Annotated in this window: 7 protein-coding genes; all 7 read right to left on the bottom strand. The window is 31.9% G+C overall.

Translation table 11 applies throughout. The features are described 5' to 3' along the window. Nucleotides 1-26: 26 nt before the first annotated feature. Nucleotides 27-1,106, bottom strand: coding sequence for a glycosyltransferase family 4 protein (locus tag D2K40_RS08485; protein WP_117154965.1), 1,080 nt, complete (start codon nucleotides 1,104-1,106; stop codon nucleotides 27-29). 203 nt (nucleotides 1,107-1,309) lie between these two features. Next, the gene (locus tag D2K40_RS08480; protein ID WP_117154962.1) at nucleotides 1,310-1,873 is read right to left on the bottom strand and encodes a hypothetical protein; all 564 of its coding nucleotides are present in this window, start codon (nucleotides 1,871-1,873) and stop codon (nucleotides 1,310-1,312) included. A 142-nt stretch (nucleotides 1,874-2,015) separates the two neighbouring features. Then, a complete protein-coding gene (locus D2K40_RS08475; RefSeq protein WP_117154960.1) occupies nucleotides 2,016-4,418 on the bottom strand; it encodes a M14 family metallocarboxypeptidase in 2,403 nt (800 codons plus the stop codon). A 110-nt stretch (nucleotides 4,419-4,528) separates the two neighbouring features. Beyond that, on the bottom strand, nucleotides 4,529-7,567 hold the full coding sequence (locus D2K40_RS08470) for a polysaccharide pyruvyl transferase family protein (protein ID WP_117154958.1): 3,039 nt from the start codon (nucleotides 7,565-7,567) through the stop codon (nucleotides 4,529-4,531). Between the two features lie 308 nt (nucleotides 7,568-7,875). Beyond that, the gene (locus D2K40_RS08465; protein ID WP_117154956.1) at nucleotides 7,876-10,488 is read right to left on the bottom strand and encodes an SH3 domain-containing protein; all 2,613 of its coding nucleotides are present in this window, start codon (nucleotides 10,486-10,488) and stop codon (nucleotides 7,876-7,878) included. A 362-nt stretch (nucleotides 10,489-10,850) separates the two neighbouring features. Beyond that, the gene (locus D2K40_RS08460; RefSeq protein WP_117154954.1) at nucleotides 10,851-13,787 is read right to left on the bottom strand and encodes a polysaccharide pyruvyl transferase family protein; all 2,937 of its coding nucleotides are present in this window, start codon (nucleotides 13,785-13,787) and stop codon (nucleotides 10,851-10,853) included. A gap of 75 nt (nucleotides 13,788-13,862) precedes the next feature. After that, nucleotides 13,863-16,517: a glycosyltransferase gene (locus tag D2K40_RS08455; RefSeq protein ID WP_117154952.1), complete on the bottom strand. Its 2,655-nt coding sequence runs from the start codon at nucleotides 16,515-16,517 to the stop codon at nucleotides 13,863-13,865. Nucleotides 16,518-16,520 lie beyond the last annotated feature (3 nt).

Here is a 16,520-nt window from a genome sequence, read left to right as displayed (position 1 = left end):
AAAAAAACCAGGATATCCTGGTTTTTTTATTCTACCTTTTTTGCTCTTAAACCTGTTATTTTTCGTATACTATCCAATAAAGGTTGTTGACCATTGAACACTATTCCTGATAACTCAGCAATTAATTGAATACCCAAAATAACTAGAGCTATGATAATTAATGAGGCAAGCATTGTAGCACTATTAAAAACAATAGCCATGATTCCAAAAAAGGCGCTAAAACCATAAATGATTAATACCGATTTCCGATGACTATAACCCATTTCTAGAAGTTTATAGTGAATATGTTTTCGATCAGGTGTACCAATACTCTGTTGACTCATAACCCTTCGAATAATTGCGAAGAGTGTATCAAAGATCGGAATTGCCATAACTACTATTGGCATGATAAAACTAAATAGTGCTACATTCTTGAATAAACCTAATGTAGAAACTACAGCAATAGCATATCCTAAAAATAATGCACCAGTGTCACCCATGAAGATTTTTGCGGGATAAAAATTATGATAGAGAAAACCAATACAACTACCAACTAATGCAACTGATAAGTAAACTACAACAATTCGATAATCCATAATAGCAATGATTAGAATACTAATTAGACCTATCGCTGATACACCCGCTGCTAATCCATCTAATCCATCAATCAAATTAATCGCATTAGATACTCCAACAATCCAAAAGATCGTTAAAAAAATTCCAAAATTGTCAAAATGAACTGTCCCTAGAAATGGCATCGTTAATTTATCAATCACTAGACCAGATGAAACCACGACAGATGCTGCAGCTATTTGGCCAGTTAATTTGTAAATAGGCTTTAAAGTAATAAAGTCATCCAGTACACCTACTACCACAATAATCAAGCCACCAATAATAATTTCTAGCATATGTGGGTGTTGTGGCTGTAAATAAGTTAAACCCACAGCTACACCAACAACAATTGCTAAACCACCTAATCGAGGCATTTCTTCTGTATGCTTTTTTCTATAGTCTGGTCGATCTGTAGCACCAAGTTTAATTGCCAACTTCTTTATTAAAGGAGTTATTACTATTGCTGTGATCGCTGATAGTAAAAATCCTGTAACTAACTCCATTATATTATACATCTATCACACCTACTTCGTTTCATTGTTTCTTCATTACATCATTTTATCATAATTTAACCTAACTACCTATCAATTATTTAGACGTAATATAAATGTTAAAGTTACATGATTACGTATATAAAACTTAATATTTTCTTAATATTGCTTTTGTATTATTATCCAGAAAAATTAAAGCAGGTTATTATTATCTCTCAAACAATAATTTATTTAATATTCATTTCCCTTACAGTTCCATCATTGAAAACTCGGTATTCATTAATATTTTCATTTTTCACATAATAACAACTGATATGATCAACTCTATCGTCATACCAACCAACAAATAGTTGCATATTTATAGTATTATTCATTAAACCATCTATATTCACATTATCAATAATACCATTTTCCTTCTCAAATTCAGTAAGAGGGGTGACATAATCATCTTCTCCTCCTATATCGTATCTCCATGTGGTATTGTCAGTCTCTATGTTTAGTCCCTCAAAGTCCGGATCACCAATTAGTGTTTTCACTTCTTCTTTTGTGAGACCAATTTTTATATTTTCTTTGATATAATCAATATCAATTAGAGTAGTGTCTTTATTACTTTCTTGTGCATCTTCTTCACTAGTATTTTTTTCTGAAGTTTTATCATTGACTAAATTAGAGGTTTCATTACCTTTATCTTTATCAGCTAAATCACCAACTGTTTTTGTATTATTTTCTTCACATGCAAATAAGAAAAAAGAACTAATTATTATTAGTAAATAAAGTCTGCATTTCCTCAAAAAGACCACTCCCTTATGGAAATTACCTAAATAGACGTAATATAATCCAGTTTAGGTTCACTTATAAAATATTTTTTTGTTTTTAAATATAAAAGTAGGGTATCCATAAGCATCGCTTTGAATAATACCCTACTTTAAATCATTACCGATTATTTCGATTTCGATAAGCTTCCTCTGCTAACATTAAACCAATAGAATGGTTCTGATTCCAAATAGAACTAAAGTTTGAAAGCGGAACTGGCCTTTCTCCAACAGGTGGTGAAATTTCAGGAGTAAATGCAGGTTTATTTTGAGAATGCATAAACCAATCTGTAAAACCTCCACCACTTTGATTTGGCCCTGGCATAACCAAACTATATCCAGTTTTATCACTGATCATATCAGCTAAATTACGACTAGTAGCTTTCGATTCACTACCATCTTTTAATTTATAATCCCAAAACAGAATCTCACCCGATGAGTGATATGCAACTGCTGTCTTAAAATCATGGTCTAAGGTGAAATCATATATTGCTTTGGTTTCAGGCTCAGTTAAAGGTGCATCTCCCTTATGATTCATATAGGAAGGCTCTGTTCTGTTGTATTTAATAGTTTCCCACCCAGCTGGATACTGACGGTTTAAATCCACACCTCTTACATTTGCTTTCCACCTAGAGAAGTCTGTACTCCCATTATTTATTTCAATAACTTTTTGAGGATTGTTGGTGCTATAAGCTCCTTCTTGCACTAAAGTAACACCATCTGGGTTCACCATTGGCACAAACCAGATCGAAACTTTATTCAAAAGATCTCTCACATCATAACCATCTATTTGGCTATTATTGATATACGCTTGGCTGTAGGTATCTATCATTTCCATTAATAGATTTGTGGTTAACCATTCTCTTGCATGGTGTGCACCATTTAAAAAGATTTCTGTGTCACCACGACCAAGTTTTACTGTATACAAGTTTCTTCCATTAACAGATTTACCTATTGACGTTGTAGTAATCAAACCTTGATAGTTAGCTTCTAATTCAGAAATGTCTCTTTCCATATCCTTATACGAGTATTCTTGATTTGGGTTTACTAGGTTTTTGGGTGTAAGCATTTCAGTACTTATGACACTTTTATGAATTAATCCATACCTTCCTGATATATTCACTTCCACCCAATTCTCAGTTTGACCAACTACAGGAATTTCTTTCCCTTCTTCTATTAAAGCAAATACTTTGTAGCTACCAACTCCAGTGTTATCGTAAACTGATACTTTATCTTTAGTAATTAATGTACCTATTATAAAATCTTTCCTACTAGTATTTCCAAAATTAGAATTAGTTATTGGTATAGTATTGGTTTTATGCACGTATCCATAATAAGTGCCAAACTTTATCTTATGATAATTTCCTGACTCTCCTACTCGCTCATATTCTTGATCTTTGACTAATAATCCTACCCGCTCATATGGATTAGAACGTATATCATATACTACTGCGTTTTCTGTCACCTGAAAATATCTATCATCTTTCCTGAATTCAGCTGATGTTGCACTTTTATGAATATACCCTATTCTACCAGCAAGAACCACCTTCCACCAATTTTTACTTCCTGTTATTACAGTATATTTAGTATCCTTTGGTATTGTTCCAAATGGTATAAAACTTCCACTAGAATTATCATATATAGCTAATTCTTTTTTTGTTTTAATTACTCTATTGCTGTTTTTTTCATTTTCTCTCTTATTTTTAATTGTTGTACCTTTAGATACGTGAGTGTTAGTTTTATGCACATACCCATAATAATCGCCATACTTTATCTTATGATAACTCCCTGATTCTCCTACCCGCTCATACTCCTGGCCTTTGACTAATACTCCAACTCGCTCATATGGATTAGATCGTATATCATATACCACTGCATTTTCTACTGTCACCTGAAAATATCTATCATCTTTTGTGAATTCAGCTAATACTGCACTTTTATGAATATACCCTATTCTACCTCCGAGACTAATCTTCCACCAATTTTCACTTCCTGAAATTACAGTATATCTAGTATCCTTTGATATTGTTCCAAATGGTATAAAACTGCCGCTAGAGTTATCATATACTGTTACTTGTTTTTTTGCTTTAATCACAATGGTGCTATTTTTTTCATTTTTTCTCTTATTTTCAATTGTTGTACCTTTAGATACACGAGTGTTAGTTTTGTGCACATATCCATAATAATCGCCGTACTTTATCTTATGATAATTCCCTGATTCTCCTACTCGCTCATATTCCTGACTTTTGACTAACTCACCTACTCGCTTATATGGATTAGATCGTATATCATATACTGTTGCCTCCTCCACTGTCACCTGAAAATAGTTAGAATACTCCTCACTCATATTTGTAGCATATGCACTATATTCTTTTGTTTCAGCTTCACCTGCATCAAATTTGTATTCAAGTTCGTCAATATTACCACCTTGTTCAATATCATTAGCATAGGATATACTTAGGAACGAAAAAAATGAACATAAAACACCTAAAGTAATTAAGATTTTGCGGAGTTGTTTTTTCAAAATGGCTTATCCTTTCATCACAATATGTTAAACTCAAAGTCTGCTATTCTCTATATACAAGTTAATAAACATAGTAAAATTAGTTATTTTGTGAATTCCAACTAACTATATTACATTTTAGGGGATAGCTTTTTTATTTTATGAACAGCTTTTTGAAAAGTTGAGTTATATTTACTATTTTTTTGTTTTTTTATATTGACATCAGAAATATAAACTTTTGATTTATTTCCCCAACTCCATTCCTCACAATCCTGAATTGCTATTACTTTCAACTCTAATGTAGCATTATTACTATTCGCTACAAAATTAAAGGAAAGTTCATTATCATCGCCTTTAATTGCAATGTCTTCCTTATAGACCTTCTTGTTATTTATAAATATTTCATAACGAATCCTACCTTTATTTTTCGGTCTTTCATAAGGAGCATTCAAGGTAGTTGATATTTGATAATATTCGAGCTTTTTAACAGGAATTTCAAATATAACACTAGAATAATCGCCTTTTTTGGGGGTTTTATTTGGTAAACGAATTCCCAATAGCCTGTGTTTATCCCTCACCTTTACAGGTAAGAGTACATTTTCCAACATACTGGAATTAGTTTGAACTTTTGCGTCACTTAGGTTTACACATGAAATATCATCATTTTTTTCTTTAACTATCATTGTTTCACGTCTATATTTTTTTTGTTCCTTTTTTATTTCAGCAATTTCTTTTCGTAACCGAATGGTTTCTTTTTTATATTTTAGACTCTCTCTCTTATAGTTCTTTAATTCTTGCGTTAATTCATTTGACTTCTTTTCCCTAAGTGAATAGCTTCGTGGATAACTTTTATAAATAGATCTATCACGCTTTAAACCTTTTTGAATTAGTTCATAAACAAATTCAAAACTCTCATTTGCTTTGCTAGAGTTCTTATTTACATTATTAAGAATCATATTCTTAACCTCTACATAATGTTCCTCTAGATAGAGCACTTTGCTTACAGCTTCGGAAATATTAAAGTCTAGGTTAAGTAGAAAGTTAACCATTCCTATAGTGTCAAAATGGCCTTTTACTTTGTCATCATAATTAAAACCAATTGTTGGAACACCATGAAGGTTTTGTAAAATCGATCCATGCAAACGCATGTTAATACCTAAATCAACCGCACTGATTATACTTAGAAACTCATCATAATTTCCTGTCATCTCATAAAAATACGCATTTTCTTTATACTTCATTAGATTATAGACTTCTAAATGAATGTTATTATCATTAGATCTGCCTATAGCGAATTGGAAAGGAATAAATAAAATAGTTGCATTTGTAGTAATTATCAATTCGTCTAAATATTTAGCTATATTTTCGGTAAAGTTCGCAGGATTACTTTTCCACTCTCTAAGTGACACCGAAATAATCAAATCACTATCACTGATATTCATATTTTGCTTGAAATACTTTTTTGCTAGTTCCCAGTTAGGACGTGGCAGTGTTAAAGTGGGGTCTGCAGTTTGAATTACTTCTTTATTCATACCATCAATTGATTCCAAAAGTTGTTTTGAATGACTATCTCTAACTGTTATTATATCTATTTGTTCTGTCATAAAACGAACAAACTTCCTAGCTTCAGGATTCTCTAGCGGGCCTACTCCTAAAGCAAAATACATTACTGGGACATTGTGAATATTCGCTATTGTTGGAATAATCCCCATACCAGTTAAGCCATGTGAATAACTATCAAAGTAATCCGCTATTCCTGCGGAGTTATTGAAAGTGTAGTCATTTAATAGGCCGCCACCACCATAAATAACCAAATCGGCATCCTTAATATATTTCTCCATTTCATATGCATTAGTACGTGGTAGGCTATAAAACCCCTGTAACAAGGTAATATTCTCTCGACTAAAACCAGCAACCATGATCATTGCTTCAGGATATTTTGCTATTATCTTGTTATAAATAGCTTCCAGTATTAAATCATCACCAACATTTTTCGCACCATAATACCCTTGAACAATAATCTTAACAGATTCACTAGTTAAAGGTTCTAAATTAATTCCATTATACCTTTCTAAAGGTAATAGTTGCTTTAATTCTCTGAGGTCAGTTCTAACTTTTGAAAATAACTGTTCCCAACGAGCTTCCCATAAATGTTCTTTTACTAAACGATCAAAAGCGCGCCTCCTAATAAGTTCAGCTTCTTCAGGATGATCAAGGTAATATTTAATTTTCTCCTTTAGATCTTTTACGTCTTTATATCCAATAATCTCTTTATCATATTCAAAGAAATGCTCCATTTCTTTGAAGTACTCTGTACAAATAATCCCACCATTTGCAATTGATTCAAAGACTCCTACTTTAACGTTTGTAAAGCCCGCACGTGTTCCTGGAAAATTCACATGGAAATTTCCTGCTCTTGCTGCAGAAAAGAAATCTTCACCTCCAACAGAAAAGGAACCTGGAATATCCCAACCCGTACCATATACTTTAACATTAAAATCGTGATTTAATTCTGACATAAACTCATTGCGATCTGGCCTATTTGCTGCATTCCCAATACAGATGACATCTGCATTCCAGTCACGTCTTTCCATTGCATCTGCTTCTACAAAGCTTCTATCTATAGCGAACGGAAAATGGAAAGTGTTATCTATCCCTAGAGTTTTGTACATATCAATGGCCTCATGTGCATTTGTTACATGATAATCAAACCTATGAACAAATTTTTGGGTCCCTTCAAATACATCAGGGTCGGATAAAGTGATTCCTATTAATATAAATCCATTTGCTTTTAGCCATTTAGTATCTGCCTCAGAAAATGTATATCCTCCAGCATTACAAATAATTATCTGTGGCTTAAACCTAGATAAGATAGGTTTTAAGTGACCCAATTTAATTTCTATTGGACCATGCCCACCCACCAAATTTTGTGGGTTATGCACAACTTTTTTAAACTCTTTAGTGTTAAGGTTAAAAACAACGTGCCCTAAATTCTCCAGTGCTTGCCGCATTCTATTTACAATATCTGTTTCACCAAATACGGCTCTTCCGATATAAAGTATTCTATAGCGTTCTTTGGCGACCATCTGTTTATTTCTTAATTCACTTCGCTGCTCCACTACTGAAGTCATCATATTTTTATCTTCAGTTTTCAAATCAAGTACAGTCATTAATATCCCCCTGGTGTTTTAAGTATTTATAAATGAACTATTCGGTTGAAACACCCAATTTTATAGTAGTATTAAAAATTATCTATTAATCACAAAAAATTATATCATAATAAAAAAACTGCGTCACTAGACTGATAGCTTGTTAACAATTACCGAGACAAAGTTTCCAATAACAGGAAGTATCAATTAACCCACCAACTAATTCATTGTACAACCCTATTTACATCCAGAAAAAGCACCCTCTAACCTAAAATTGGAGGGTGCCTTTTTATCTTATACTAAAATTTATACAACTGTTTCCACTAAAGCTATTTTACTATTTTAATAAAGTCTGCTATCCATGCAGAACCGTTCTCATAATTGATTTCATACCAATTATAACCATCTTTTTCCACAGTTATAAATTGATTCTCCTCATCTAACTTAGCAGATACAAGTTCTCCTGCAGGTAAACTGCTGATTTTCTCACCGCTTGGACCAGTACGTACATTTAAATTCTGGTCATCTGTATTAACTTCTAAGAGATTCAAAATTTCCAAATAAGCAGTATTTTGATTCCCTTTTGAAATCCAACCTACATTAGTATCTACTTTCACTTTTAACCAACCATTTTCCTCTCCTATAACCTCAAACAAGATGTCGGGTTTAAGAACAGATATACTATCGTATGAAGTTGATGGCCCTTCTCTAAAGTTTAGATCAACTAATGTTTGTCCTATCGTTTTTAAAGGATATTCTACAAAAGCACTTGTATTTTCAGGCGATGTTTCACCTGAGCTAAACTTAGTTTTTCCAGGTTGATTTAGAAATTTAGGAACATTAAACTCTAGTATCTTATTATCCAAAAGATCATAGATATCCTTAATTCTAGGAGTCTGTAATACTGCCCATGCAATGTGAGTAGCATATTGTGGATACCCTGGATTTTCTGGGTTCCATTTCATTTTATATAAGGTATCTTGTCCTCTTTTTATATATGAGTAAATACTCTGAGCACCACCGATTATTGAATCTGCTGGTGTAAACCACCCTTGGTCAAATGCATACTTTGCACCACATTCAACTGGACATGAATCATTAGCACCATAACCATACATATTATAAGTAGTTTGTGCAGTTTCTTTTGTTCGGGCTATTTCACCATCTGAGTTTCTAGTTATCTTACCATTTTCATCAACAGGAATACCACTTGCTAAAGTGGATTTACCGTTTCCTGTTTCATGTAATGCGTGAGCTAATAAGTACGCTTCATTTATATTAAACTTTTTCCCAGCTTCTATAAACGCTTGGGCTTGGCCCTTAAGATTGCCCTTATTATAAAGAATTTTATCATTTACTTCCTGGACATTTAACCCAACTGGTTTAGATAATGTTAGGAACTGATAATACCCTGTTGTACCTTTATCAAAGTTAGAAGGATTTGCATAGTATTCTACTTCTTTTCGCGTAGCATCTATTTTACCATTTCCATCAGCCTTAGCTCTACCAGGTACCATTTGCGCATCTATCATTTGAACAAATGAATAATCATAGTTTGCTATATTTATAATCTCTGCAGTAGCATAAGACTTATAAATAAAACCAACTCTACCTCCAATATTTATCCACCAAAAATTTTTTTGTTCTCTTACCACATTATATGTGGAATCCTTTGATAATACGCTTATTGGAATGTAACTGCCAGATGAATTATCAAACAGTGTTGCATCCTGGATAATTTTTACCTTCGTAACCGTGCTTGAGTTTAAAGCTGTATTTTTAATTAAATTGCCGTCAGATGGTTCAGTAGCACTTTTTATTACATAACCCAATTTTTCTCCAAAATCTATTAAGTGCCAATCTTCTTCCCCACCTAGTCTTCTAAACTCCTGACCTTTTGACAAGTCCCCAACCTTAACAAGGCCACTACTTGTTTTATGATATACATCAGTTTTATTATCAGTCACCTTAAAATATTGATCTGATTCTAAGAATTGCTCAACTGCGGCTTTTTTTGGTACAAACCCTAGTCTTCCAGATACATTTATCCCCCACCAATTCGATTGGCTAATTACTATTGGATATTCTAAACCTTTTTTAGCTTGTCCAAATGAAGTATAACCATTTTTCGTGTCTAGAACTTCTGTATCTTCGGAAAATACTAGCTTTCTACCATTGTATTGAGGTGATGTAATTAGGTTTTTAATAGATTGAGAAGATGCAGGTTCAGTGTTTCTCTTTTTTACATAACCAAGTTCATCACCAAATTCTATTAAATGCCAATTAGTTCTGTCTGCTGCTCTTTGATAGACTTGACCAACTTTTAGACTACCAACTTTCTCAAATCCATTAGCAGTGTTGTGATACACATCATTTTCCCCAGTTACTTTAAAATAATTATCAGAAGGTGCAAATTCAGGAATTGCTGATGACTTCGGGATAAACCCTAACCGACCAGATACGTTAATCCCCCACCAATTTAATTGATTTATTACAACAGGATAGCTCATTCCCTTTTTTAGATTGCCAAATTCAGTATAATTAGATTTGGAATCAAGAACTACTGCATCTTTCAATATTTTAATTTGTAATTTAGTTGTTTGACCACCAATATTATTATTAATAGTATCTCCAGTGCTAGGTATAGTAACACTTTTCTTTACGAAGCCAATTTTGTTACCGAAGTTTATTAAATGCCAATTAGTCTGGCTACCTATTCTTTCATAGACTTGATTATTAGTTAATTCACCAACTTCAGTAAAACCTGATTGAGAATTATAATATACTTTAACATCATCTTGTACGACTTTAAAATAATCATTAAACCCGTCAGCTGCTTCAACTTCATTTTGATAAGTAAAACCAAATAACGAGAAAAAAAACAATAATAATAAAACACGATATACAACTCTAAAAGATAACCTTATTATTGAAACACACATCCTCTCATTAATAATTTAATAGATTCTTACTAATGTAAGTATCTATTAATGTAAAAACCACTATTATCTTATCACAATTTAGCTTATTATGTAAGGTACTATTATGATCACAAAGCATCAATTATTGCTTAGCAGTAACAATAATTTTATGTAATATAAGTAATTATTAGGGGATCTGACGTAATATATTCCAAATTAAGAAAAGCGTACTATTATCAACTTAAGATATAACTAAAAAGTACTACCTAAATAAAAAATACGCTCCATTGCAGCTGAGCTACTTTGGAGCGCAAGACACATATAACTTAGTTAATAACATTTTACACAAGCAAACATTACATTGCCAAAAAATGACCTTATAATTATTTAAAAGTCCTTCTCAAACCTTTTTTTGAATATTTGCTAGTTCTAGCAATGCTTACATTAGAGAATTCTGTTCTAGATACGCTTCCCCAACTCCAGCTTTCACATTTCTTTATAGCCTCTAATCTAAACTCTAACGTTACATCTTTACTTTTAGGTTTAATATTAAAACTTAGTAATTTTTCATTACCGTCTTTCGCAATATCTTCCTTATATCGTGTTTTACCTTCTAACCTAATCTCGTATTTTATTCTTCCTTTATTCTTTGGTTTATAATAAGGAGAATGTACACTCACATTAATTGTATACTCGGTACCAGGATTTAAAGAAAGATTAAGTTTTGCGGATGAATAGTCTCCTTTTTTGGGTGAGTCTAAATCAGATAATCTTATTGCAATTTTATCATCAGAAAGTTTAGAAACTATTTTATTCGTTAATTGGTCATCTTGACAATCAAACGTAGCTCTAGATAGGTTAACTTTATCTAGATCATACACATCCATCGACTTGATAGCGTTACCCAACACATTAATATCCGACTTTAAATTTTGATTTTCAAGTCTTAAGTTTGCAATCTCTGTAACCATGGCTTTAGCATTGATGTTCCTTAACGACTCTTCCCTTGGATAGTGTCTATAGATCTTCTTTTCCCTTTGTACTCCTTTCTTTAAAAGATCAATTGCATATTCATATGTTTTAGCTGATTTATACTTTTCTCTTAAGACATATTCTTTTATATTATTTACCATTTTGACTTTGTTTTCTTCCAAATCCATAAAGATATCAGAAGCATGTTTAACATTAAAATCAAGGTTAAGTAAATACTTTTCCATATTTAAATTTTGATAATGGGCAAGCACTTTATCATCATAGTTAAAACCTATAGAAGGTACTCCGAATAAATTTGCTAAAATGGAACCATGAAGTCTCATAGATATCACAACATCTGAGCTTTTAACAATACTTAGAAATTCTTGATAATCTCCTTCATGATGATAGGTAAAGGTACGGTCTTTGTTTTCCATTAATTCGCTAACTTTTTGATGGATTTTATTATCATCAGATTTCCCTTTACCAAACTGATATGGCAGGAACAGAATAGAATAGTCCCCATGCTGTATTATGAAGTCTAAATATTTAGCCATTTTCTCTTCAAAGTCACTAGGATTACTCTTCCAATCACGTAATGTTACAGCAATTACCTTCTCATTTGAAGCGATGTTGCGTTCATTAAAGTATTCTTGAGCAAGCTTATCACCTGGATCATCCAACATATATGTTGCATCTGAAGTTTGAATAACTTCCTTGTTTATACCTTCAATTGAGTCAAGTAAATCTTTTGAATATTGGTCTCTGACAGTAACTATACTCATTTGGTTCACCATAAATTTGGCAAACTGTCGAGCTTCTGGGTTAACAAGAGGTCCTATCCCTAGGGCAAAATACATACGTGGAATATCATAAATATTAGCCATCGTAGGTATAATCCCCATTCCTGTTATGCCATGGGTAAAACTATCAAAAAAGTCTGGTACTCCAGCTGCATTATTAAACGTATAATCATTTAATAAACCACCGCCACCATATATTAGCAAGTCTGCCTCTTTTATATATTTGTCCATTTTAAATACATCTGTTCTTGGTAAACTGTAAAAACCCTGATTCAAGGTTATAGAAGCACGATTGAACCCCGCCACCATAATCAGTGTATTAGGATGTTCTTTCTTTATATTCGTGCTTATAGCTTCTAAGATCAAGTCATCACCAGTATTTAAAGCTCCGTAATAACCTTGAATTATCACTTTAGCGGATTTTTCCTTCGTACCAATTAAATCCTTTATCTTTTCATACCTATGCGCTGGAAGCATTGTTTTTTCCTTATTAATATCAAGCTTTATCTTAGTAAGTAAATCTTCCCATCTCGTCTCCCACATATGTTTATTAACCAATTTATAAAAAGATTTTCTTCGTAGCATTTCTGCTTCTATAGGATTATTTATATAATAGTCTAATTTTGCTTTTAAATCCTCTGCATTTTTGTAGCCAATGACTTCAGTTTCATAATCAAAGAATAATTTCATTTCATCAAAGATCTCAGTACACAATATTCCACCATTAGCGATCGATTCAAAAACACCAATTTTCAAATTAGTGTACCCAGCTCTTGTACCTGGAAAGTTAATATGAAATTTTCCAGCCCTAGCTGCTGAATAAAAATCTTCACCACCCACTGGGAATGAATCCGGAATTTCCCATCCTGTTCCATAAACCTTTACATTAAAATGCTTTGCAAGATAATTCATTGTTTCATTTCTATCCGGACGGTTTGTTGCATTCCCAAGACAGATTACATCTGCTTTCCAATCATTTCTTTCAATCGCCTCAGCTTCTATAAAACTTCTGTCAATTGCAAAAGGAAAATGTATAGTATTATTAATACCTTCATTTTTATACATTTCTAATGCTTCTATTGCATTGGTGGCATGATAGTCAAATCTATGCGCAAAGTTTTTGGTACTTGGAAATACATCGGGGTCCGATAATGTAACTCCAACCAGAATATACCCTTGGTCCTTTAACCATTGACTATCTTCCTCTGAAAAAGTGTATCCTCCAGCATTACAAATAATAATTTGTGGTTCAAACTGCCTTAATACTGGTTTTAACAACTCAAGCTTTATTTCTACAGGGCCAAATCCTCCAGTATGTCTATCTGGGTTATATATAACTTCTCTAAAATCATCTGTATTAAAGTCAAAAACTGTATGCCCTAGATTTTCTAGCGCTTGTTTCATTCTACTTACGATATCTGTTTTACCAAACGCATATCTACCTATGTGTAGTATCCTAAAATACTCACTAGCTAATATTTGTTTTTCTCTTAATATCCTTCGCTGTTCTTCAACTGAGGGTAAACTATTCACATCTAAATTCATTTTATCAGCCTTCCTATTTTAAATAATGAATCCTTTAAAAGCACATTAAACAGTTCAAATAATATTATTTATTAATCACCTAAATTTAGTTACAAAGGATACGATGGTTTCATCTAAGTCACTAAGGGTACTATTTTCGTATATCTTGTAAATTTGATATAAAATTTCTTCCGCATCTTTACGATCATCATCTTTTACTAATTCAAGCTTTTTCAAATACCAATTTTTAAAATAATAATTAAACCTCAGAGCCATATATGCTTTTAACAAATTGTTCTTATTTAAAAAGTGGAATTTTTCCTTTTCTAATTCCTGATATTTCATAAACGTATTAATTGTAATATTATTTACTGATGAACCTTCCACACCGGCATAATACACATGAATATTTTCTTTTATTATAATAAAGGATTCTGTGTTCAATAGCACATCATAAAAGAAAAGGGTATCCTCACCAACAACTCCTACTAGCATAGTTATATTATTATTGATTAATAAACTCCTTCTAATCATCATAGCTTGGATACTCTGAGCTTTAAAGGACGTTTCTATAAGTAATTCATAACTATCACTATTTTGGAAGACAGTTCTCTGAGGAAATTTTTCTTTAATTGCCTGATAATAATCAACCACCTTTTCATTCTGATCAACTTTTATTATGTTTCCAATCACAACTTCAACATTATTGCTAACAGCCGATCTATAAAGTTTTGTATAGCCATCATTTATAGCTTCATTATCAGGATCTAAAAAGGTTATATACTCAGTACTTGCTAATAAAACACCTTTATTTCTAGGTCTGGAAGCACTCCCACTTCCCCCATCTTTATAAAAGTGCGCCTTTACATTAGAATATAGTCTCTCTAGTCTGTTTACAATTTTAGGGGTATAGTCATCTGTCGAACCGTCATCTACTATTATTATCTCCATCTTTTCGAACATTGACGACCTTCTAAGACTCATGAAACATTTATTGTAAAGGTGATCACCGTTGTTATAAGTTGGGATAATAACGGTGAATTTAGGTTCTTCTGATGTGATATAATTATGTTCTTTTGTTACATTAAGTTCAAGTGAATCAATACTATAATCCTTTTCAAAATCACGTAAAGATTTTAATTCTTGTATAGTATAATTATTAAAGTCTTTCGTACAATAGATGGTTTTTCTATAATCATCTATTTTATCAATGAAATCATTTTCTATTCCAGCTATTTTCTTATTGCCGTCATAATACGAATTTTTAGTAATGTAAGTAGAATCCGTATATTTGAATCCATTAATCATATCTTCTAAATAAAATTCTCCATACTCATAATTTTCAGCAAAAAATGTAAAGTAACTGTATTCATCGTATTGCTCTTTAAATTCTTTAACAGATACTAAATTCTTATTTAGATAAGTTTGTCGATCAAAATTCTTTTTTATATTATCTGTTAATACTTCATATATAACTGCAACTTTTTTGTTTAGCAAATTTGATGTTACATAACCAATACTAGAGAGTAATTTTGTTAAGCGATGAAATGTCGTATGAAGTCTTAATACCTTTCTAACACCGTACATTTGTTGCTGGTATAATTCTTTCTCGAAATAGTTATTCAGAATATATTTCACTTCATTACTATTAAATATCATAAAAACATTAGGGAACAGGTTATTTATTCCAAGGCTATAATTAGAAAGTATCAAATTACCCATGCTTTGAAGTTCATATACTCTACTCGCAAACATAGTGTTGCTGTCTTGGATAGAATTTAAATTAATTGAGAAAGTGAATAATTTAGTTAATAATTGTAATGTTTCATGATCAATCTCAGGTGAAACAAATTCTAGGTATTTTGTAGGAAAAAGAAAACTCTCTGATTCTCTATTGTAGTTACGATCAATTATTTTTAGTTCATTACCAGCGTTTATTACTCCATCAAAAATCCTAGTAGTATCTTTTTGTCTTTTGGGGTACTTTTTGTACCATGATCCAGCAAATATTACCTTTTCATCAATTTCTATTTTATGTAACCCTACTGGATTATTAAATACAGGATTGACACCGAATTCTAAAAGGTACACTTGATCAGTATTACAATCTTTCTTATAATGTGGAATCTTCTCAACTGCTGTTGTGAATATATAATCACAATTATTAGCAAACTCAATAAAAAACTCATAGTTAGTAGGATCTTCTTTGGAATAAAAAACTGTTTCTTTACCTTTAGATTTAAAATAGTTTATAATTTCAAACATTTCATCTCTAATTTTCTGATTTTTGGGATTACCTAAACCTTTCCACTCATTGTTTAGTCCCTTCCAAGCAGATGCTAATAAAAAAATGTCAACTTTCTCTTCAACCTCCTTATAATTCTGTGGGGTTACATAGTGAAAGTTGGCGGTACTTTCATAGGAATGATATAAGAATTCATCCATTACCATTCCTATATTCACATCTAGCTTCTCAAAATAGCTACTTCCATTACTCTTCGGTAAATTCTCGACAGTTTCTTTGATTCTATTTCCAAATTGTTCATCTGCTAACTCACTACGTATACCTTTATAAGTGTCTAAATTTAAATGCTCTGAGATTTCATATGATTCAATTTCAGACTTAGTTAACTCTACGGAAACACCCTCGGAGGTTTCTAGTTTCTCTAATTCAGAAGATATTAATTTCTCTAATTCACTAATTCGTTTTTGGGTAAACTCCAATCTACTGTATACATATTTGTGATCCATCCG

This window comes from Paraliobacillus quinghaiensis, from assembly GCF_003426025.1.
GTDB lineage: Bacteria > Bacillota > Bacilli > Bacillales > Amphibacillaceae > Paraliobacillus_A > Paraliobacillus_A quinghaiensis.
Note: the sequence above shows the minus strand (reverse complement) of the source record. Positions and strands in the feature narration are given on the sequence as shown.